17 protein-coding genes are annotated in these 21,793 nt (G+C 72.3%); 10 read left to right on the forward strand and 7 right to left on the reverse strand.

Going from position 1 to position 21,793, the window contains the following annotated elements; translation table 11 throughout:
• Window positions 1-15: 15 nt before the first annotated feature.
• A complete protein-coding gene (locus O4J56_RS11115) occupies window positions 16-1,095 on the forward strand; it encodes an inositol-3-phosphate synthase (RefSeq protein WP_270685644.1) in 1,080 nt (359 codons plus the stop codon).
• 264 nt (window positions 1,096-1,359) lie between these two features.
• Window positions 1,360-2,661, forward strand: coding sequence for an MFS transporter (locus tag O4J56_RS11120; RefSeq protein ID WP_270685645.1), 1,302 nt, complete (start codon window positions 1,360-1,362; stop codon window positions 2,659-2,661).
• A gap of 13 nt (window positions 2,662-2,674) precedes the next feature.
• On the opposite strand, the gene O4J56_RS11125 is transcribed toward O4J56_RS11120, so the two are convergent.
• The 5 genes from O4J56_RS11125 to O4J56_RS11145 form a co-directional block, all read right to left on the reverse strand.
• The gene (locus O4J56_RS11125; RefSeq protein ID WP_270685646.1) at window positions 2,675-2,851 is read right to left on the reverse strand and encodes a DUF397 domain-containing protein; all 177 of its coding nucleotides are present in this window, start codon (window positions 2,849-2,851) and stop codon (window positions 2,675-2,677) included.
• An 11-nt stretch (window positions 2,852-2,862) separates the two neighbouring features.
• A complete protein-coding gene (locus O4J56_RS11130) occupies window positions 2,863-3,039 on the reverse strand; it encodes a DUF397 domain-containing protein (protein ID WP_270685647.1) in 177 nt (58 codons plus the stop codon).
• Window positions 3,032-3,460, reverse strand: a complete 429-nt coding sequence (locus O4J56_RS11135) for a Scr1 family TA system antitoxin-like transcriptional regulator (RefSeq protein WP_270685648.1) — start codon at window positions 3,458-3,460, stop codon at window positions 3,032-3,034. Before O4J56_RS11135 ends, O4J56_RS11130 begins: the two co-directional genes overlap by 8 nt.
• A gap of 304 nt (window positions 3,461-3,764) precedes the next feature.
• Complete coding sequence (gene abc-f, locus O4J56_RS11140) at window positions 3,765-5,432, reverse strand: ribosomal protection-like ABC-F family protein (RefSeq protein WP_270685649.1); 1,668 nt, start codon at window positions 5,430-5,432, stop codon at window positions 3,765-3,767.
• Window positions 5,433-5,765: 333 nt separating this feature from the next.
• Window positions 5,766-7,253, reverse strand: a complete 1,488-nt coding sequence (locus tag O4J56_RS11145) for a CCA tRNA nucleotidyltransferase (protein WP_270685650.1) — start codon at window positions 7,251-7,253, stop codon at window positions 5,766-5,768.
• A gap of 225 nt (window positions 7,254-7,478) precedes the next feature.
• On the opposite strand from O4J56_RS11145, the gene O4J56_RS11150 reads away from it, so the two are divergent.
• The 8 genes from O4J56_RS11150 (at window position 7,479) to trxA (ending at window position 18,953) form a co-directional block, all read left to right on the forward strand.
• A complete protein-coding gene (locus O4J56_RS11150) occupies window positions 7,479-10,136 on the forward strand; it encodes a DUF6049 family protein (protein ID WP_270685651.1) in 2,658 nt (885 codons plus the stop codon).
• Window positions 10,133-11,926, forward strand: a complete 1,794-nt coding sequence (murJ, locus tag O4J56_RS11155) for a murein biosynthesis integral membrane protein MurJ (protein ID WP_270685652.1) — start codon at window positions 10,133-10,135, stop codon at window positions 11,924-11,926. Before O4J56_RS11150 ends, murJ (O4J56_RS11155) begins: the two co-directional genes overlap by 4 nt.
• Window positions 11,927-12,222: 296 nt before the next feature.
• The gene (gene murJ / locus O4J56_RS11160; protein WP_270685677.1) at window positions 12,223-14,007 is read left to right on the forward strand and encodes a murein biosynthesis integral membrane protein MurJ; all 1,785 of its coding nucleotides are present in this window, start codon (window positions 12,223-12,225) and stop codon (window positions 14,005-14,007) included.
• A 260-nt stretch (window positions 14,008-14,267) separates the two neighbouring features.
• Complete coding sequence (locus O4J56_RS11165) at window positions 14,268-15,806, forward strand: protein kinase family protein (protein ID WP_270685653.1); 1,539 nt, start codon at window positions 14,268-14,270, stop codon at window positions 15,804-15,806.
• Window positions 15,807-15,814: 8 nt separating this feature from the next.
• Window positions 15,815-16,441, forward strand: a complete 627-nt coding sequence (gene sigM / locus O4J56_RS11170; protein WP_270680651.1) for an RNA polymerase sigma factor SigM — start codon at window positions 15,815-15,817, stop codon at window positions 16,439-16,441.
• Window positions 16,438-17,382: an anti-sigma factor family protein gene (locus tag O4J56_RS11175; protein WP_270685654.1), complete on the forward strand. Its 945-nt coding sequence runs from the start codon at window positions 16,438-16,440 to the stop codon at window positions 17,380-17,382. The genes sigM and O4J56_RS11175 overlap by 4 nt, the downstream gene beginning before the upstream one ends.
• A gap of 250 nt (window positions 17,383-17,632) precedes the next feature.
• The gene (gene trxB, locus O4J56_RS11180) at window positions 17,633-18,565 is read left to right on the forward strand and encodes a thioredoxin-disulfide reductase (protein WP_270685655.1); all 933 of its coding nucleotides are present in this window, start codon (window positions 17,633-17,635) and stop codon (window positions 18,563-18,565) included.
• Window positions 18,566-18,629: 64 nt separating this feature from the next.
• Window positions 18,630-18,953, forward strand: coding sequence for a thioredoxin (trxA, locus tag O4J56_RS11185; protein ID WP_270685656.1), 324 nt, complete (start codon window positions 18,630-18,632; stop codon window positions 18,951-18,953).
• A gap of 497 nt (window positions 18,954-19,450) precedes the next feature.
• Here the strand turns inward: trxA and O4J56_RS11190 are convergent, their stop codons facing one another.
• A complete protein-coding gene (locus O4J56_RS11190) occupies window positions 19,451-20,554 on the reverse strand; it encodes a peptidoglycan recognition protein family protein (RefSeq protein WP_270685657.1) in 1,104 nt (367 codons plus the stop codon).
• Between the two features lie 295 nt (window positions 20,555-20,849).
• Window positions 20,850-21,791: a ParB/RepB/Spo0J family partition protein gene (locus tag O4J56_RS11195; protein ID WP_270685658.1), complete on the reverse strand. Its 942-nt coding sequence runs from the start codon at window positions 21,789-21,791 to the stop codon at window positions 20,850-20,852.
• Window positions 21,792-21,793 lie beyond the last annotated feature (2 nt).

Here is a 21,793-nt window from a genome sequence, read left to right on the forward strand (position 1 = left end):
AAGGAGCAAGGACCAATGGGTTCGGTACGCGTAGCCGTCGTGGGCGTCGGCAACTGTGCGGCGTCGCTCGTCCAAGGCGTCCACTACTACCGGGACGCCGACCCGCAGACCCGGGTCCCCGGCCTCATGCACGTCGAGTTCGGGCCGTACCACGTGCGGGACGTGGAGTTCGTCGCGGCCTTCGACGTGGACGCCAAGAAGGTGGGCCACGACCTGTCGGACGCCATCTCGGCCAGCGAGAACAACACCATCAAGATCTGCGACGTGCCGCCGACCGGTGTGACCGTGCAGCGCGGGCCGACGTTCGACGGCCTGGGCCGCTACTACCGGGAGACCATCGAGGAGTCCACCGACGACGCCGTCGACGTGGTCGCCGCGCTCAAGGCCGCCAAGGCCGACGTGCTGGTGAGCTACCTGCCGGTGGGCTCGGAGGAGGCCGACCGGTTCTACGCCCAGTGCGCGCTGGACGCGGGGGTCGCGTTCGTCAACGCGCTGCCGGTGTTCATCGCCTCCGACCCGGAGTGGGCGGCCAGGTTCGAGGCCGCGGGCGTGCCGATCGTCGGCGACGACATCAAGTCCCAGGTGGGCGCCACCATCACGCACCGCGTGATGTCCAAGCTGTTCGAGGACCGCGGCGTCGTCGTCGACCGGACATACCAGCTCAACTTCGGCGGCAACATGGACTTCAAGAACATGCTCGAGCGCGAGCGCCTGGAGTCCAAGAAGACCTCCAAGACCCAGTCGGTCACCTCGCAGATCCCGCACGAGCTGAACGCGGGCGCGGTGCACATCGGCCCGTCGGACCACGTGCCGTGGCTGGACGACCGCAAGATGGCCTACATCCGGCTGGAGGGGCGCGCGTTCGGCGACGTGCCGCTGAACCTGGAGTACAAGCTGGAGGTGTGGGACTCCCCCAACTCCGCCGGGATCATCATCGACGCGATCCGCGCCGCCAAGATCGCCAAGGACCGGGGCATCGGCGGGCCGATCCTGTCGGCCTCCTCCTACTTCATGAAGTCCCCGCCGGAGCAGTACTCCGACAGCGAGGCGCACGACCGCGTCGAGCGCTTCATCGCGGGCGAGGTGGAGCGCTAGCACCTTCCCGTTGATCTCGGGAGAAACGACGCTACCGGCGCGGTTTTAGGGGCGCTTTCCCCGAGATCATCGAGTGCGCGGCCGGGCCATGCGTCGATACGGCGTCCCGTCGCCATGGCGCCGAGTCCCCTGATCGCCTCGCCGATGTGGCGCCGTATCGACATGCCGACGCGTCGATACGGCGCCATCGCACAGACCAAGGGGCCGCCCTGCCGGGCGGCCCCTTCGCCGTTCCACCGCCCCCGCGCGCCGTACTCTTGGCGGATGTCCTTCTTCGGTGATCTGCGGACCGTGCTGCGCGGGGACCGCTTCCGCCGCCTCTTCGCGACCCGCGTCGTCTCGCAGTTCGCCGACGGGATGTACCAGGCCGGGCTGGCCGGGTACGTGTTCTTCAACCCCGAGCAGCACACCACCGCCGCCGAGGTCGCGGCGGCGTTCGCCGTGCTGCTCCTGCCGTTCTCGGTGGTCGGGCCGTTCGCCGGGGTGTTCATCGACCGCTGGTCGCGCCGCCAGGTGCTGCTGGTGTCGGCCCTGGCCAAGGCGGCGCTCGGGGGTGGGACGGCGGCGCTGGTGGCGGTCGGCGCCGACGGGGCGCCGTTCCTGCTCGCGGCGCTGGTCCTGCTCAGCGTGAACCGGTTCTTCCTGGCGGGGCTGTCGGCGGCGCTGCCGCACGTGGTGGCCCGGGACCGGCTGATGATGGCCAACGCGGTGACGCCGACCTGCGGGACGGCGGCGAGCTTCCTGGGCGCGGCGGCCGGGGCGGGGCTGCGCATCCCCGCCGGGGACGGCCCCGGAGGGACGGCGGCGGTGCTGGCGGCGGCCGGGGTGATGTTCGCGGCGGCCGGGGCGGTCTCCCTCACGCTGGGCCGCCGCGAGCTGGGGCCGGACCTGGAGGAGGAGCCGACGCGCGTGCGGGCGGCGCTGCGCGGCACGGTCTCCGGACTGGTCGACGGCGCCCGGCACATCTGGGGGCGCCCTCCCGCCAGGGACGGGCTGGCGACCATCGCCGGGCACCGGTTCGTGTTCGGCATCTCCACGCTGATGACGCTGCTGCTGTACAACAACACGTTCACGGCCGGGGGCGTGGCGGGGCTGGCGGGGTTCAGCGTCGCGCTGTCGGCGTCGGCGGTCGGGTTCCTGCTCGGGGCGGTGGCCACACCGTGGGCGACGGCGCGGATGGCGCCGTCGACGTGGATCGCGGGGTTGTTGGTCTTCGGGGCTGTGGTGCTACTGGTGTTCGGCCTGCCCCTGTCGCCGGCGCTGTTCCCGGTGGCCGCCTTCGGGTTGGGGGTGGTGTCCCAGGGGGTGAAGGTCACGGTCGACACGCTGGTTCAGCGACATGTCGACGATGCCTACCGGGGGCGCGTGTTCTCGGTCTACGACATGCTGTTCAACGCCGCCTTCGTCGCAGCCGCGGGGTTCGCGGCCGTGGCGGTTCCGCCGTCCGGGGAGAGCGTGCCGGTGATCCTGGTGATGGCCGCCGCATACGTGACGATGGCCGGAGCCTGGACTCTGCGTTCGTCCAGGTCATCGACAGAGACGGACAAGGCCCACGAGGTCGCCTGACCGTCCTTGGACCTCAGAAGCGATCGCTCTTGAGGTCAAGGAGGAAGGCACGCCACTCACCCGGAGAGAACGAGAGGTGCCCGGCGGCCCTGTGTCTCGTATCCCGGACGTCCGCGCCCTGCGCATGCTCCCGGACTTCCACGCAATTGGCGCCGTTGGCGCTGTAGCTGCTCTTGTGCCACTCACTCACCACTGAACTCCCTAGAAGCGGTTGCGCTTGATGTCATGAAGGAAGGCGCGCCACTCATCCGGGGAGAACGAGAGGTGCCCGGCGGCTCTATGCCTGGTGTCCCGGACGTCCGCGCCCTGCGCATGCTCCCTGACCTCGACACACTGTCCTCCGTTCTGGGAGTAGCTGGACGTGTGCCACTCATTCATCGCTGATCTCCTTCAATCTCCGAAGGGTGTCGTCCGCTGGGAGAGCGCTGCCGAGGGCTGTCCGTGCGAGGTCCTGCAACCGCTGCACACCAGGGGCTTCGTTCACGAGGATAGTCCCGTTCGTGTGCTCTGACGTGGCCACCTGCGACCCGTCGCGCAGCCGATAGATCTGGAAGGGAGAGGTGACGCCCGTGAGGATGCTGCCAGCAGGGACCATCGCTTCCGCGCCAAGATGCGCCGACCGCTCCTGCGCCACCGGATCGCCGATGCCGTCAAGGACTGGGCGCGTGCCGTCCGCAGGGTCGTCGGCGCCGCCGCCCTCATCGGCGCTTCTGCGGCCCTTCTCCTCCTGACGGCAGGTGTTCTGACGCCATAGTGTCGCGAAATCGACGCTTCTAGGCAGATCAGGTGTCGGTTTCACCACCCAATCCGCCCCCGCGCCACCAGCACCGCGAGAACGCGGAACTCGAACGGACCACCATGACCCCGCCTTTCCCGAGATACAGAGAAGTCGGGAAGACCGGAAGACGACAAAGCCCCATGGGGACGAATCCCCACGGGGCTTCATGCACTCGGCGATTCAGGGAGTAGGGCTCAGAACTCCTCGCCTATGCCGTCAAGGACAGGGCGCGTGTCGTCCGCAGGGTCGTCGGCGCCGCCGCCCTCATCGGCGCTTCTGTGGCCCTTCCACTCCTTGCAGCAGGTGTTCTGACGCCATAGCCGACCTACGCGGCGCTCAGGTGGACTTCCGGCCCCGTGAACGCCGCGCGCAGGCGGCGGTCGTGGGTGGTGACCACCACGGTCCCCTCGTACTCGGCCAGTGCGTTCTGCATCTCCTCCACCAGAAGCGGCGACAGGTGGTTCGTGGGCTCGTCCAACAGGAGCAGGTCGCTCGCCCTGGTCACCAGTCGTGCCAGTTCCAGGCGCCGACGCTGGCCCACCGACAGCACCCCCACCGGGCGGCGCAGGTCCTCCTTCCGGAACAGGCCCAGGGCCAGCAGCTCCGACGCGTGGTCGTCGGGGTGACCCGGCAGCCCGTCGGCGAAGGCGCGCAACAGGGACACGGAGGCACCGCCCTCGCCGACCTGCTGGCGCAGGTGGCCGACCCGCCCATGGACGCGCACCCGCCCCTCGTCAGGTGCCAGCTCCCCGGCGAGGACCCGCAGCAGCGTCGTCTTCCCTGCCCCGTTCGGCCCCGTGACCAGCAGGCGGCCCCCCTTGGACAGGCGCAGCCCGTCCAGCCGCAGGCGGCCGTGGACCGTGAGGTCGGCCGCCTCCACCGCAAGAGGGACGGCCGGATCGCTGTCCACAGGCTGTGGACGCAGCGTCGGCACCGCGAAATGCAGCGGCTCAGGCGGCGGTGGCACCGGATCGGCCGTCAGCCGCTCCAAGCGCCCCTGCGCCATCTTGATGCGGCTCGCCGCACCGTGGTCGCGCGAGCGGAGCTTGAACGCCCCGTGCCCGAAGGCCGCCTTGACCTGCTTCCGGGGAATCGCGTCCATCCGGAAGGCGTTCGACGCCACCAGTGACCGCTGGCGCGCCACCTCCTGTTTCCACTCCTCGTACTCGCGCGCCCACCGCTCCCTTTCGACCGCCTTGGCCCGCAGGTAGCCGGTGTACCCGTCGCCGTACCGCCGAACCCGGCGCAGATCGGGGTCGACCTCCAGAATCGCCGTGGTGACGCGGTCCAGGAACTCCCGGTCATGGGTCACCGCGACGACGGTGCCCCTGTGCCTCCGCAGCCGCTCCTCCAGCCACGCCACCGCGCCGTCATCGAGGTCGTTGGTGGGCTCGTCCAGCAGCAGCACCTCCGGGTCGGCGGCGAGCACCCCGGCCAGGGCCAGGCGCGAGCGCTGCCCGCCCGAGAGCGTGCCGAGCGCCCGCCCCCGGTCGAGGCCGGGAAGCCCCAGCGCGGCGAGAGCGGTGTCGACGCGCGCGTCGGCGCCGTACCCGTCCCGCGCCTCGAACTCCTCGACGAGCCGACCGTACTCCTGCATGGCGTCCGCATCGTCCGTGAGCGCATGCTCGGCGGAACGGATACGCCGCTCCAGCGCGCGGATGTCGGCGAGGGCGTGGTCGATCGCCTGGGCGACCGTCGCCTGCGGCGGCAGGTCCAGGAGTTGGGGCAGGTAACCGACTCCGCCTCGGGCGCGGACCTCCACGGCTCCGGCGTCGGCCTCCTCACGGCCGGACAGCAGCCGCAGCAGTGTGGACTTGCCCGAGCCGTTCTCCCCGATGACGCCGACGCGCTCGCCCGGACGGACCGTGAAGGACACGCGGTCCAGGACGATCCGGTCGACATAGCGCTTTACGGCTTCGGTGACGACGATGCCGGAGTCGGCGCTCCGGCTCTTCCCGCGGGTCCCCCGGGTACGCGGACATACATGGGTCATGGTGCGTGCTCCCCTCTCGAAGGCGTACTCGACACAGAGCCGCCCGAGCAGGGGCGGCGCATCAGCGCCCGCGAATCAGCACGCACTCTCCTTCCGTCGGCCGTACGGGGACCTCCCGAAGCGGAACGCGGCGCGTCCCACCCGGCCGCGACAACGATCGGGGACGCGGTGCCACCGCGTCAACGGGTTTTCACCGCTCCCCCGCGCGCTGAGGCCGCGCGCCGGGGCGGAATGGAGACATGGAGAGAAGTCGGGAAGACCGGAAGACGACAAAGCCCCATGGGGACGGATCCCCATGGGGCTTCATGCACTCGGCGATTCAGGGGGCGGGGCTCAGGACTCCTCGCCGATGCCCTGTTCGCGCGCCCAATCCCGGAGGGCGGCCTCGGCGGCCTCCTTCTCCATGGGGCCGTTCTCCAGGCGCAGCTCCAGCATGTACCGGTAGGCCTTGCCCACCAGCGGCCCCGGCTTGATGCCCAGGATCCGCTGGATCTCGTTGCCGTCGAGGTCGGGGCGGATGCTGTTCAGCTCCTCCTCTTCGGCGAGCCGGCCGATCCTCCGCTCGATGTCGTCGTAGGCCCGCGCCAGCGCCGCCGCCTTGCGGCGGTTGCGGGTGGTGCAGTCGGCGCGCGTCAGCACGTGCAGCCGCTCCAGCAGGTGCCCGGCGTCGCGGGCGTAGCGCCGCACCGCCGAGTCGGTCCACTCCCCCTTGCCGTAGCCGTGGAACCTCAGGTGCAGCGCCACCAGCGTGCTGACATCGTTCACCACGTCCTTGGGGAAGCGCAGCGCGCTCAGGCGGCTCTTGCTCATCGACGCCCCGACCACCTCGTGGTGGTGGAAGGTCACCCGGCCGCCGGACTCGAACGCGCGGGTCTTGGGCTTGCCGACGTCGTGCATCAGCGCCGCGAGCCGCAGCACCAGGTCCGGCTCCATCCCCCGGCTCCGCTCCAGGTCGATCGCCTGGTCCAGGACGGTCAGCGAGTGCTCGTAGACGTCCTTGTGCCGGTGGTGCTCGTCGATCTCCAGGCGCATCTTGGGGACCTCCGGCAGCACGTAGGGGGCGATCCCCAGGTCCACCATGAGCTCCACGCCCAGCCGCGGCGCCGGGCTGACCATCAGCTTGGTCAGCTCGTCGCGGATCCGCTCGGCCGAGACGATCTTGAGCCGGTCGGCCATGGCCGACGCCGCCTCGCGCACCTCGGGCGCCAGTTCGAAGCCGAGCTGGGCCGCGAACCGCACCCCCCGCATGATGCGCAGCGGGTCGTCGCTGAAGGAGTCCTCCGGCAGGCCGGGCGTGCGCAGGCGGCCGGCCCGCAGGTCGTCCAGGCCGCCGAACGGGTCGGCGAACTCGCGGGAGGGCAGGCGCACCGCCATCGCGTTGACCGTGAAGTCGCGCCGCACCAGGTCCTCGTCGAGCGAGGTGCCGTAGTCCACCTCGGGCTTGCGCGACTTGGGCGAGTAGGACTCGCTGCGGTAGGTGGTGACCTCCAGCTGCACGCCCTTCCTGCGCAGCCCCACCGTGCCGAAGTCGATGCCCACGGTCCACACCGCGTCGGCCCACCCGTCGACCAGCTCAAGGATGCGCTGGGGCACCGCGTCGGTGGTCAGGTCCAGGTCGTGCACCTCGCGGCCGAGCAGCGCGTCCCGGACCGGGCCGCCGACCAGGGCCAGTTCGTACCCGGCCGCGGCGAACCGCTCGCCGAGCTCTGCCACGGACTCGTCGACCGTGGAGAACAGGCGGGCGACGGCCTCCCGCCGGTCGGCGGTCGGCTCGGCGGGCGGGGTCTGACCTGTCCGGCCAGGGAGCGCAGTGTTCGACACATCAACAGAGGGTAGGTCGCCCGCCCGGGTGGTGCGAATCGGAGGATCCCGCGCGCACGCGCCCGGGCGTTACTTCGGGACGGCCCCCCTGAGGGGGTATCGTCTGGACCGATAGCGCGACCGCTCTGCTTCCCCCGACGCGGTGGCGCATGCTTACGGGCCACGGCGTCCACCAAGCGCGGCATCCCCGCTGGCCACCGTCAATCCCGACTGGAAACTTCTGGCGTGCGTCGATTTGCTCATCTGGGCGCGGTCGTGGCCACGACCGCGGTCCTTTTCCCGTCACTGGCCGCGTTCAACCCTGCGCAGGCCCCCTCGGCCCCCTCCGAGCGGGACGGGCGGGACCCGCTCGTCGTCGAGGAGATCGGCCCCGAGGCGGTCGGGCCCGACAGCACCGTGCGGATCGAAGGCGAGGTCACCAACACCACCGGTGCCGCGCTGGGCGACGTCTCGGTGCGCATGCGCTACTCCGGCTACCCCTTCCAGGAGCGCTCGAGCCTCGGCGACTTCGCCGCCACCGAGGGGCCGGCCGACCAGCGCACCCCCGCCTACGGACCCGACGCCGCGGTGGACGGCCCCCTGGAACCGGGCCAGACGGCCGCGTTCACCATCGAGGCCGACGCCGCCGACCTGGACCTGGACGGGTACGGGGTGTACCCCGTGGCCGTGGAGGCGGTCGACGGCGGCGAGGGCGCCCTGGCCACGGTGCGCACCTTCATCGCCTACGAGGGCTCCGACGACGCCCCCTCCCCCGTCGACATCGCGTGGGTGTGGCCGCTCATGGACTACCCCCGCCGCACCGACGACGACACCTTCCTCAGCACCGACCTGGCGGCCAGCGTCGGCCCGGAAGGACGGCTCGGCCGCCTGCTCACGGCGGGGGCGCAGGACCCCGGCCTGAGCCTGGACCCGGAGTCCGCGGAGGAGGAGACCGCCTCCCCGGAGCCCTCCTCGCCGGACGCCTCCCCCTCGGCCTCGGCCGGCGCCGACGACGAGGACGGGAACGGTGGCGGCGGCAGTGGCGGTGACGGCGGAGACGACGCCGACGAGGCCGACCGCACGCCCGTGACCTGGGCCGTCGACCCCGGCCTGCTGGCCGACATCGAGCGGCTGGCCGCCGGGTCCTACAACGTCCTGGAGGACACCGACGTGCCCGGCGAGGGCGAGACCCTGCCCGTGCGCACCGTCGAGGCCGACCCCGGCGCCCGCGTCTGGCTCGACCGGACCGCCGCCGCGCTCCAGGACGCCCCCCTGATCGCCACCCCGTACGCGAACCCCGACGTCTCCTCCCTCCTGGAGGCGGGGCTGGAGGACGACCTCGACGCCGCCGTGCGGCTGGGCGGCGACACGGTGCAGCGGACCCTCGGCCGCGAGGCCGACCCGTCGTACGCCCTGCCCCCCGGCGGCCTGATCGACACGGCCACTCTCGACTACTACGCGGACCAGGGGGCCGAGACCTTCCTGCTGTCCGAAACCGCGCTGCCCCCCCAGCCGTGGGTCGAGCACACCGCCACGGCCGCCGCCCCGATGGAGGCGGGCGGCGGCGACGCCACCGGCATCGTCATCGACCCCGGGCTGACCGAGGCGCTGGGCCAGCCCAGCCGGGCCCCCGGGGAGGCCGCCCTGGCGCAGCAGCGCTTCATCGCCGAGACCGCGATGATCGGCGGCGAGCACACCGGCGACGACCGCACCGTGGTCGCGATGCCGCCCACCACCTGGAACCCGGGCGAGGAGTTCGCCTCGGGGGTGCTGGAGGCCTCCGAGGACCTGCCGTGGCTGAGCACGGTCGACCTGTCCGACGTCGAGCCGCCCAAGGGCGAGAGCGAGCGGCGCGGCCCCGCCGGGGGCGACACCACCGCCGAGTCCCGCCTCGGCCAGGAGCACCTGGAGCGGGTCGACGACATCCGCGGCACCGTGCGCCTGTTCAACAGCATCCTGGTGGAGGACGTCGACCCGTACCGCCCCGCGGTGCTGCGCGCCGAGTCGGCCGCCTGGCGCGAGGAGGAGTCGCGCGCCGCCCGCTCGCTCGGGCTGATCGGCGCGTCGGTGCGCAACGGCCTGGCGAGCGTGCGCATCGTGCCGACCGAGCCGGTGACGCTGGCGAGCAAGACCGGCACCATCGGCGTCATCATCGCCAACGACCTGCAGGGCGATCAGGAGGCGGTCCGGATCAAGCTGTCGATGTTCTCCGAGAACCCCGAGCGGATGAAGATCGACGACTACCAGGACGAGATGGAGATCGGCCCCGGTCAGAAGACCACGGTCTACGTGCCGCTGGAGGCGCGCATCAACGGCCGGACGATGCTGTACCTGAGCCTGCAGAACACCCAGGGCGAGCCGATCGCCTCCGAGGAGACCATCACCCCGGTCAACGCCTCGGGGCTGGGCTACCAGGCGATGATCATCAGCGGGCTCGGCGCGCTGGTGCTGGTCGTCGCGCTCACCCCGCGGGCGCTGCGCAAGTGGGCGCGCAAGCGCGCCGCGGCCCTCGGGGACGACCCGTCGGCCGTCGGCGGGGACGGCGGTGACGGCGAGGTGTCCGAGGGCTCCGAGACCGGCCCCGGGGCGGTCGGCGCCGCGGACGCCGACGGCGGGGCCGACACGGGCGCCGAGACCGTGGAGAAGGCCGACGACACCGCCGGTGACGCCGCCGACGACGACACCACCGGTGACGAGGCCGCCGACACCGGGGCCGCCCGGGACGAGCGGGTGTCCGAGAAGGACTCCGCCGACGCGGACGGTGCGGACGACGGCCACGGCGAGCGCCGGGACGGGCCGGCCGAAGGGAACGAGCAGGACGACGGCGAGGACGCCCGGACCACCACCGGAACCTCGGACGACGCCCCCGCCGACGGCGGGCCGGAGCGCAAGGGCGACCAGTGAAGGGAACCGATCCGGTGGCAACGGACACCGCCGAGGGACGCGACGACGCCGGACGCCCTCCTGTGGGGGCCGGGGGCCCCGACGGCACCGGGTCCGGCGACGGCTCCGGGAGCGGCTCGAACGGCGCCGGCGGCTCCTCCCCCTCCGACTCCTCGGGCTCCTCCGGCCCCTCCGGCGGGGGCCTACGCTCCAGCGCCGTCATGGCGGTCGGCACCATGGCCTCCCGCATCACCGGGTTCGGCCGCACCATCGTGCTGGCCGCGGCGCTGGGCACCCAGCTCCTCGGCGACGCCTACAACACCGCCAACACGATCCCGTTCATCATCAACGACCTGCTCATCCAGGGCCTGATGGCGAGCGTGATCATCCCCTTCCTGGTCAAGCGCCGCAAAAGCGACGCCGACGGCGGCAAGGCCACCGAGGACCGGCTGTTCACCGCCGCCGTCGTGCTGCTGCTGGTGGTCACCGCCGCGGCCATCGCCTCCGCGCGCTGGATCCTGGAGCTGTACGCCGGCGGGTTCGACGGGGCGCAGATGGACGTCGCCGTCTACCTGGCGCGCTTCCTGCTCGCGCAGATCTTCTTCGTCGGCCTGAGCGGCCTGATCAGCGCCATGCTCAACACCCGCGACCGGTTCGGCGCGCCGGTGTGGGCGCCGGTCCTGAACAACCTGGTGATCATCGCCGTCGGGATCGCCTTCATCTGGGTGGCGCTGCCCGGCCGCACCCCGGAGAACGTCACCTCGGGCGAGCTCACCCTGCTGGGCCTGGGCACCGCCTGCGGGATGGCGGCGCAGACCGTCGCGCTGGTCGTCTCGCTGTGGCGGGCCGGGTTCCGCTGGCGGCCGCGGCTGGACCTGCGCGGGTCGGGCCTGGGCGAGGCGCTGCGCACCGCCGGGTGGATGTTCCTGTACACCATCACCACCCAGGCCGGCTTCCTGATCACCACCAACATCGCCAACCGGGCGGGCAGCCAGAGCGTGCAGGAGGGGTACGGCGTCGGCGCCGGCCTCACCGCCTACAACTACGCCTACCAGCTCTTCCAGCTGCCCTACGCGATCATCGCGGTCTCGCTGATCACCGTGCTGCTGCCGCGGATGAGCGCCCAGGCCCACGACGGCCTGTGGAGCGAGGTCCGCGAGGGCTTCTCGCGCACCCTGCGGGTGTCGGCGCTGGTGCTGGTGCCGCTGTCGCTGGCGATGGCGGTGTACTCGGTGCAGCTGTCGGTGCTGGTGTTCGCCCGCGGCTCCACCTCGGCGGCCGACGCGCACAACATCGGCGTGGTGCTGGCGGTCATGTCGCTGGGACTGGTGCCGTTCACCGTCTTCCAGCTCATGCTGCGGGTGTTCTACGCGATGAGCGACACCCGCACCCCGGCGATGATCAGCATCGCCAACGTGGCGGTGCACGGGACCCTGGCCGTGTGCGCGTACCTGCTGCTGCCGCCGAACCTGGTGGTGGTCGGCGTCGCCGCCGGGTTCATGCTCTCCTTCCTGTCCGGCCTGACCATCGCCGGTGCCGTGCTCAGCGCCCGCCTGGGCGGGCTCGACGGCCGCCGCATCCTGGGCACGCTGGTGCGGCTGTTCCTGGCCGCGGTCCCGGCGGTCGCGGCCGCCCTGGGCGTGCTGTGGCTGTCCACCCGGCAGTTCGGCGACGGCCTGGCGACCAACCTGGGCGCCCCCCTGGTCGGCACGCTGCTGGGCATGGGCCTGTTCTTCGCGGCGGCGCGGCTGCTGCGGATCGAGGAGCTCCGGTCCGTGGTCGGCCTGGTGCGCTCCAAGCTGGGCCGCTAGTGTCCTGAGACGTCCCCGGACATCCCGGACACCCTGACCACGGCGAAGACGGCGAAGCCCACGAGGGCCGTGAGGGCCGGACCCGCGGATGACCGGGTCCGGCCGGGGGCGCCCCCGGCGGCGCGGCGCCCCATGGCGGCCCCGTATCCTCGGGTCCTCCCCTCCATCGGGCCGAAGGGCCTCCCCGTGCCCCTCCGGGCGCGGCCGGACAACGTACTCCCCTCCCCCGACCAGATTGCAGCCCCGTGGCCAACCACCAGTCCAACCGCGAGGACCCCGACCACCGCCGGCTCCTCATGCCCGAAGAGGTGCTCGACACCCTCGAACGGGAGGAGCCCGAAGGCGCCCCCGAGCCCGGCCTGACGACCGACCGCGACCCCTCGTCCATCGGCGACCTGGGCACCGCGGACCGCGCCGGCGAGGAGGGCGACGAGATCGGCGGTGCGGCGCACGCCGCCCCGGGCGACCTGATGCGCTCCAGCGCGATCATGGCGGTCGGCACCGTGGTGTCCCGCCTCACCGGGTTCGGGCGCACCGTGGTGCTCGCCTCGGCCCTGGGCACCCAGCTGCTCGGAGACGCCTACCAGACGGCCAACGCGGTCCCCTTCGCCGTCTACGACCTGCTCATCGGCGGGCTGCTCGCCAGCGTCTTCGTGCCGTTCCTGGTCAAGCGGCGCAAGACCGACGCCGACGGCGGCCAGGCCACCGAGCAGCGGCTGTTCACCGCCATGCTGCTGGCGCTGTTCATCATCTCGCTGGTGGCCATCCTCGCCGCCGAGTGGCTGATCCGGCTGTACGCGGGCGACTTCAACGGCGCCCAGCACGATGTGGCCGTCTACCTCTCGCGCTTCCTGCTCGCGCAGATCTTCTTCATCGGCGCCAGCGGCATCGCCAGCTCGATGCTGAACGCGCGCAACCACTTCGCCGCCCCGATGTGGGCGCCGATCCTGCACAACCTGGTGGTCATCGCGGCCGGGCTGATGTTCCTGTGGGTGGCCGGGCCGAACAACAGCCCCGAGACCATCTCCCAGTCCGACCTGACCATCCTGGGCGCCGGCACCGCCGCCGCGCAGATCGTGCAGATGGCGGTGCTGGTGTGGACGCTGTGGCGGGCCGGGTTCCGCTGGCGGCCCCGGCTGGACCTGCGCGGGTCGGGCCTGGGCGAGGCGGTGCGCACCGCCGGGTGGATGCTGCTCTACATCGGCGTGGTCCAGGCCGGGATGCTCGTCACCGTCAACGTGGCCACCCGGGCCGGGGTGCGGGCGGCCGAGGCCGGGGAGTCCGCGGCCGGCGCGGGGTACGCCGCCTACCAGTACGCCTCGCTCATCTACCAGCTGCCCTACGCGATCATCGCCGTCTCGGTGATCACCGCGCTGCTGCCGCGGATGAGCGGGCACGTCGCCGACGGCCGCAAGGACCTGGTGCGGCGCGACTTCTCCCTGGGCTTCCGGCTGTCCTCGGTGCTGATCGTGCCGATCTCGGTGGCCATGATGGTCTTCGCCGTCCCCTTCTGCGTGCTGCTGTACGCGCGCGGCAGCATGTCCGTGGACGACGCCCGCAGCGTCGGCATGATCCTCACCGCGTTCGCCGCGATGCTGGTGCCGTTCACCCTGTTCCAGCTCCAGCAGCGGGTGTTCTACGCGCTGGGCGACACCCGCACCCCGTCGCTGATCGCGATCCCCGCGGAACTGGCCCATGCGACCCTGGCGATCCTCCTGCTGTTCACCGCCCCGCCGCATCTCATTGTCGTTCTGCTTCCCCTGGCCTACGGGTCGTACTACATCGTTGGTTCGGTGCTGGCGTGGCGGATGCTGGCGCGCAGGCTGAACGGCCTGGACGGGCGGCGCACCATGGGAACACTGGTGCGGCTGTACGCCGCTTCGGTGCCCAGCGCCGTCTTCGGGATCGCGATGGTCCTCTCCTTCGGGCTGCTTCCCGGCATCTACCTGCCCGCCGTGCTGGCCGTCCTGGCCGGCGGCCTCGTCGGCATCCTGCTCTTCATCCTGGTCGCCCCTCGATTGGGGGTGACGGAAGTCACAACTTTCTTCGGTATGGTACGAACCCGCCTACTCCGTCGCTGATCACCCGGACCGGATGACGGTGCGTAGTCGCAGGAAGGAGGACCGAGTGTCGCAGGTGCGATGTACTTGTCCTCCGAGGACACCGCCCAGGCGTCCTAGCATGGAACAGCAGTTCTCCTCCGCCCCACCCGTGAATCTCCGAGCTGCCCGAAGGGAGGTCAGGGACCGCCGACATGGCCGGCCCCAGCGCTGACGGCATCCCGGCGCCCCCTCGCGCCCGCCCCGCTGGCCCCCCGGTCGTCGTGTCCGTCACTCCCGGCATGAGCACTTCCATGATCGAGCCGGGCGCGCGGCTCGCAGGCCGCTACCGCCTTGACGAACTGGTGAGCCAGACCGAAGGCGCCTCCTTCTGGAAGGCCACCGACGAGACGCTCGCCCGCCTCGTCGCCGTGTGGACCTTCACGGAGGGCTTCCCGCGAACCGGGGACGCCGTCCGCGCCGCCCGCGCCACCAGCCGCATCGCCGACTCCCGTGTCACCCAGGTCTTCGACGCCGACGACACGGGGACCACCCCCTACGTGGTCGAGGAGTGGGTCGTCGGCCAGTCCCTCACCGACCTGCTCAAGCAGGGGCCGCTGCAGCCCGAGCGGGCCGCCGGCCTGGTCGCCGAGGCCGCCGAGACCCTGGCCACGGCCAACGCCACCGGCCTGTTCCACCTCAACCTCACCCCCGACAAGCTCATCTGGAGCGTCGGCGGCGCGGTCAAGCTCACCGGCATCGGGGTGGACGCCGCACTGCGCGGCATCGCCGCCGAGCACCCGGCCCGCGAGGACGCCCAGGGCCTGGGCCGCCTGCTGTACGCGGCCCTCACCGGGCACTGGCCCGGCCCCGGCCGGGTGGAGCTGCCCCCGGCGCCGCTGGTCGACGGGGTGCCGCGGCGCCCCGCCCTGGTCGCCGACGGCGTCCCGCCGCGCTTCGACGAGCTGGTGGGGCGCTCGGCGTTCCAGGCCCCGGTCGGGCCGGGGCCGGTGGGCAGCGCCCGGGAGCTGGCCGAGGCGCTGGCCGACGTGCCGCGCCTGGTGCCCATCCCCGTCTCCCCCGCCGCCGCCCCGGCGGCGCCCCCGCCCGAGCGCGGCACCTCCCGCAACACCGGGCAGATGCCCTCCACCGACCACCGCTCCGGCGGCGGCCGCGGACGGGACCGCGGGGGCCGCTCCCGCGAGTACGGCGACGACCGCCCGCCCGGCGGCGGCAACCGCACCCTGGTCCGGGTGCTGATGGGCGCCGCCGCGCTGATCGTGTTCGTCGGCGTCGTCGTCGGCGCCTGGCACTTCGGCTCCGCCATGAACACCGGGGACACCCCGGAGGGCACCGAGACCGGCAGCAGCTCCGACGACGGCGGCTCCGACCAGGAGGCGCAGATCACGGCCCTGAAGCCGGAGGGCGCCGAGATCATCACCGACACCGGCGACGCCGACCACGCCGACAAGGCCGGGTTCACCATCGACGGCGACCCGTCCACCTCGTGGAACACCTCCACCTACAAGGGCGAGGACTTCGGCCGGCTCAAGTCCGGCATCGGCGTGCTCGTCGACATGGGCGGGCCGGTCGAACTGCACAGCGCCGACATCGACGTCGGCCCGGGCGGCAGCGGGCTGGAGCTGCGCGTCGGCGACGAGAAGTCGCTCGACGCCCTGCAGCCCGTGGGCGAGGCCTCCGGCGCCTCCGGCCCCACCACCATCGAGCCCGACGACCCTGCCAAGGGTCGCTACGTGCTCGTATGGTTCACTGATATCCCCCAGGTCGACGGTGGATGGCGGGGGAGCATCAACGAGATAGAACTGCACGGGAAATCGTGACGAGGGTGATGGACGCAGTCCAAGAGCTCCCCGACAAGGAGCTGTTGTCCAGACACGCTCGCGGTGACGAGAAGGCGTTCGACGAACTGGTCCGCCGCCACCGCGAGCGCATGTGGGCTGTCGCGATCCGCGTGCTGGGCGACCCCGAAGAGGCCGCCGACGCGCTGCAGGACGCCTTCCTGTCCGCCTTCCGCGCCGCCGGCCGGTTCCGCGGCGAGGCGCAGGTGAGCACCTGGCTGCACCGGATCGTGGTGAACGCCTGCCACGACCGGATGCGCCGCCGCATGGTGCGCCCCGCGGTGCCCACCGACGATGCCACGCTCGACGTGCTCTCCAACGAGCGCGCCAAGGCGACCGCCTCCGTGCCCGACCCGGCCGGGCGCAGCGACTCCCGGATGGACGTCCACGCCGCCCTGGAGCAGATCCCGCCCGAGCAGCGGCTGGCGCTGGTGCTCGTGGACATGATGGGCTACCGCGTCGACGAGGCCGCCGGGATCCTCGAGGTGGCCCCCGGCACGGTCAAGAGCCGCTGCGCCCGGGGCCGCGCGAGACTTCTTCCCTATCTGGCGCACCTGCGGAACCCTGAACGCCCCCGAGACGTCACATCCCCGAGAGGAGGTGACGGGAGACCGTGACGTCTCATGTGGACGCGGAGACTCTCGCGTTGTCGCTCGAAGGGCTACTCGACGACGAGGAAGAGCACTCCGTCCGGACTCACGTGGCCGGATGCTCCCAGTGCGCCGAGATCCGGGAGGCACTGGGCGAGGTCTCCGGCCTATTGGCGGAGGAACCGGTCCCGCCACTTCCCGATACGGTTTCGGCCCGCCTGGACGAGGCGATACGCGCGGAGCGGCAGGCCCAGGCCTCCGGCGGCGGCACCCCATCAGCCGCCGAGGGGGACGGGGACGACCGCGACGAGCGGGAGGACCGGCAGGAAGTGGGCCCGGACGGGCCGGGCGGTGCCGTCGACGGCGAGGCCGCCGAGGAACTGCGCTCGCGCGCGGCCGAGGTGGTCCCGATGCGCCGGCGCGGAGCCGCCCGTTGGATGCCCTACATCGCCGCGGCCGCGGCCGCCGTCTTCGTGATCGGCGGAGGCGCGGCGCTGCTGCGCGGGATGGACGGGGGTGCGGACGGCTCGGGCGGCGTCCAGGCGCAGAACGACCAGCCGCACGCCGTCAAGGAGCCCGCCCCGGTGCTCGTGGAGAGCGGGACCGCCTACACGCCGGAGGGCCTGGAGGGCCAGGCGGGCGACGTGCTGTCGCTGGCCGCTCCGGAGCTGCCGCCGCAAGGCGCTGAGAGCGACGAGGAGGCGCCGGAGATCTCGGCCCTGCCCAGCCCCTCGGAGAACCCCTCCGGGGTCTCCACGTGCGTCGAGGGGCTCACCGGGGACGGTGAGCGCACGCCGCTCGTGGACGTGGCCACCTACACGGCCGACGGCGGCGCCGCCGTGCCGGCGTGGGTGCTGTACACCGAGGACGCCTCCGGCTCCTACACGGTGTCCGTGGTCTCGCCGGAATGCGCCGGCGGCGCCCCGGAGGACGCGGTGCTGGACTCGGCCTCCGTTCCGGCCCCCTGACGACCGGACGACGACCGGACCCGGTGGCGGCGGTGCGCCGCCACCGGGTCCCACGAACGGGCCGCTGCACGTTCCCGCGGCCTTCCCCGGAGCACCCCGAACCGGCCCTTTCCCCTGCTCAGTGTCAGGTCACAGACGGGTCCGGCCCCTCCGGGAATGGGGGGCGCCTACCCTGTGTTGAGAGGAACGATCTACCCGCAGGGTCACGGGCGGCAGTGACCTCCCCTGAGCGAACGAAGGGCCGACGAGCGTGAGCGACGTCCGCAACGTAATCATCATCGGGACCGGGCCTGCCGGATACACCGCGGCCATCTACGCCGCGCGCGCCTCGCTCGACCCCCTGGTCTTCGAGGGCTCCATCACCGCCGGCGGCGCGCTGATGAACACCACCGAGGTCGACAACTTCCCCGGATTCCCCGACGGCATCATGGGGCCCGACCTCATGGACAACATGCGCAAGCAGGCCGAGCGCTTCGGGGCCGAACTCGTCGCCGACGACGTGACCGAGGTCGACCTGGCCGCCGACCCCAAGGTGGTCAAGGTGGGCGATGAGACCCACCTGGCCAAGAGCGTCATCATCGCCACCGGGTCCGGCTACCGGGAGCTGGGCGTCCCCGGGGAGAAGGAGTTCTCCGGGCGCGGCACCTCCTGGTGCGCCACCTGCGACGGGTTCTTCTTCCGCGACAAGGACATCGTCGTGGTCGGCGGCGGCGACACCGCCATGGAGGAGGCCACCTTCCTCACCCGCTTCGCCAAGTCGGTGACGATCGTGCACCGCCGCGACGAGCTGCGCGCCAGCAAGATCATGCAGCAGCGCGCCTTCGACAACGAGAAGATCCGCTTCATCTGGAACAGCGAGATCACCGAGGTCCTGGGCGAGGACAAGGTGAACGGCGTGCGCCTGCGCGACCGCGTCACCGGCCACGAGAGCACCCTGGACGTGGAGGGCGTCTTCGTCGCCATCGGCCACGACCCGCGGGTGGAGCTCTTCAAGGGCCAGCTCGACCTCGACTCCGAGGGCTACCTGGCGGTGGAGGCCCCCACCACCCGGACCCGTCTGCCGGGCGTGTTCGCCTGCGGCGACGTGGTCGACCACACCTACCGGCAGGCGATCACCGCGGCCGGCACCGGGTGCTCGGCCGCCATGGACACCGAGAAGTACCTGGAGAGCCTCAACGACTGACCGGAGCGCTCCGGCGCCCTCCGGCCGAACGACGTCCCCAGCCGATCTGTGAGGAGTGAACGACGTGGCGGACCTGAAGCACGTCACCGACGCGACCTTCGAGGAGGAGGTCCTCAAGAGCGACAAGCCGGTGCTGGTCGACTTCTGGGCCGAATGGTGCGGCCCCTGCCGCCAGGTCGCCCCGATCCTTGAGGAGCTCGCCAAGGAGTACGGCGACAAGCTGAGCATCGTCAAGCTCAACATCGACGAGCAGCCGAACACCACGCGTGAGTACGGGATCATGCAGATCCCCACGATGAACGTGTACAAGGACGGCGAGGTCGTCAAGCAGATCATGGGCGCCAAGCCCAAGCGCGCTCTGCTGAAGGACCTCGAAGGCATCATCTGACGATCGAGGCGCGCCGGGCGGTGCCCGGCACTCTGCGGAAGGTGCGGAGGGCCCACGGGGATGTCCCCGTGGGCCCTCCGCCGTTCTCACGCCGTCACGCGGTGCGGAGGCGCCCCGAGCGGTCGCGGGGTCGGCGCCCCGTGCGCGTGGAGGAAGCGCGTCAGCGACGGGGCGCTCAGGGCTGCACGTGACCGCACTTGACCGCGCTGGGCGGCACCGGGCGGCGCCGGGCATTGCGGGGGGCGCCGTTTCACGTGAAACACGGCCCCGCGCCCCTCCCGGGGGAAGGGAGGGCTCCGGCGGTTCCGGCGCCTGCTCCGCGCGCCTGCCGCCCGCCGTCGCCGCTCTCCGGCCTCTGCGCGGACGGGGGCGCGTCCCGGCGAGCGCGTCCTGGCGGGCGCCCTGTCGCCTGACCGCTCTCCTGCCATGGCGCCGTACCGCTCTGGCGCCGTACCGCTCTGGCGCTCTACCGCTGTGACGCCCTGTCGACTTCTCGCTCAACCGACCGGTGCGGACAGGCGGTCGCGCACCTCCCAGAACCGCGCGGCGAAGGCGTCTCCCGGACAAGCGGTCCCGCCCCAGTCGCGGTGCATCGCCACCGCGTGGACCTCCCGGGAGGCGCCGCTGACCGGATTGGCGTAACGGACGCGGGAGGACGGGTCCACCCCGCTGAGGGCGCACAGGGTGCGCACCGTCCGCACCAGCGCGTCCCGCGCCGCGCGGCTCGGCATGGCCGAGGTGTAGTCGCCCAGCAGGCAGATTCCGATGTTCCCCGCGTTGTGGCCGACGGCGTGGGCACCGGTGACGCACCGGGCCGATCCCGGTACGGGGACATCGGAGAACACCGGCAGCGGGCCGCCGGTCGCCCTCCCCTCGTACACCGTGCCCTCGGGGTCGATCAGCAGGTGGTATCCGATGTCGGCCCACCCGTTCTCCACGGTGTGCAGCCAGTAGATCGCCCGCATCGTCTCGCGCGGGTCCGCCGCCACCGGCATCGCCGCGTGGTGCACCGTCACCACCTGGACAGGATGGGAGCCGCCGTCCACGTCGCCGCGCAACCCCTCGTCGGCGCCCCATCCGGCCCGGGTGACGTAGGGAAGCGGGAGCGCCCCGGAGACGCCGCCGGTCTCCAGCAGCCCGTGTCCGGCTCCGCTCATCCGTCGCCTCCTGCCGCTGCGCGTGTCGATGGCCGCCGTCTCCACGGCGTCCTGCCCCTCCATCTCCACCTCGTACCCGGTGGCGCCGGGCGGCGCCTGCAGCAGTGCACCGCCCTCCTGCCCACCGTCGGTCCCGTGGCCGCCCACCCGCACCGGCCTCCAGGGGCCTGGGCCGTCCGGTCCGGTGAACCGCACCCGCCCCTCCCCCGTGCCCCCTGCGGGCAGCACGGCGACGTGGTCGAAGGCGCCGTGGGGTGTGACCGGTGCGCCGGCCGCCGCCAGGCGCTCCACACCCGTCCGGGGGAAGTCGCTCTCGCCCGCGAGCACCCTCGCCGCCGCGGCGGTTCCCCGACCGCCGCCCAGCAGCCGGTCCCCCAGTACCAGCGCCGCCGCCCCGGCACCGGCCGCCACCAACCTCCGCCTGCGCACCATGGCCCCGTCCATCCCCGCCACTCGAACGTCGAGGCCCGGACCTCCGTCGTGCGGAGGGCCGGGCCTCGGCCGGGGTGGACACCCCGGCGGTCAGGAGTCTAGGGAGCGGGTGGGCCGCATCGCAGGGAATCGGCCGCATTCGCGCCCGGTGTTTCACGGGAAACATCGGACACGGGGCCCTGGAAGGCGACATGTCGACCTGCGGCCCAATCGATAGGCGGCCCAGTCGATGGACGGTCCTGTCGGCGGAGCGACAGGACCACCCGGCGACGCGGGCCGCATGCCCGCGGACGTCCCGTCCGTACCGCTAGCCGTCCTCGGGCGCCATCGCGGCGATGATCCGCTCCAGGTCCTCCTTGGTGGCGAATTCGACCACGATCTTGCCCTTGTTCTTGCCCATGTCGACCTTCACCCGGGTGTCGAAGCGGTCGGAGAGCAGCCCCGCCAGCTCGTCCATCTCCGGGTCGGCCGCGCGGGCGGCCGCACGCCGCTTCTTCGGCTTCTCCTCCTCGGTCTCACCGAGGGCGATCAGCTCCTCCAGCGCGCGGACCGACAACCCCTCCTCGACGATGCGGCGGGCGAGGTGGTCCTGGGCCGCCGAGTCCTCCACGGAGAGCAGCGCCCGAGCGTGCCCGGCGCTGATCACCGATGCGGCCACCCGCCGCTGAACCGCCGGGGAGAGGTTGAGCAGGCGCAGGGTGTTGGTGATGTGCGGGCGGGAGCGCCCGATGCGCCGCGCCAGCTCCTCGTGCGTGGTGCCGAAGTCGTCGAGGAGCTGCTGGTAGGCGGCGGCCTCCTCCAGGGGGTTGAGCTGCTGCCGGTGCAGGTTCTCCAGAAGCGCGTCCCGCAGCAGTTCATCGTCGCCGGTCTCCCGGACGATTGCGGGGATGCGGTCGAGCCCGACCTCCTTGCTGGCGCGCCACCGCCGCTCCCCCATGATCAGCTCGTAGTCGTCCGGCCCGACGCGCCGCACCACGATCGGCTGGAGCAGCCCCACCTCGGCGATGGAGGCGCGGAGCTCGTCCAGCGCCTCCTCGTCGAAGTGCTGCCGCGGCTGGCGCGGGTTGGGGGTCACCGCGGAGAGGGGGATCTCCTCCAGGTACGCGCCGTCGACGACGGCCCCGCGGTCGGCACCGCGGTCCGCCGCGCCGTCTCCACCGCCCTCCGAGGACTCCCCCGGGGCCGCAACCGGCCCTTGCGGGATGAGCGCCCCCAGCCCCTTGCCAAGACCCCGCCGCTGCTGGCTCACCG

This window comes from Nocardiopsis endophytica, assembly GCF_027706725.1.
In the GTDB taxonomy this organism is placed as follows: Bacteria; Actinomycetota; Actinomycetes; order Streptosporangiales; family Streptosporangiaceae; genus Nocardiopsis_A; species Nocardiopsis_A endophytica.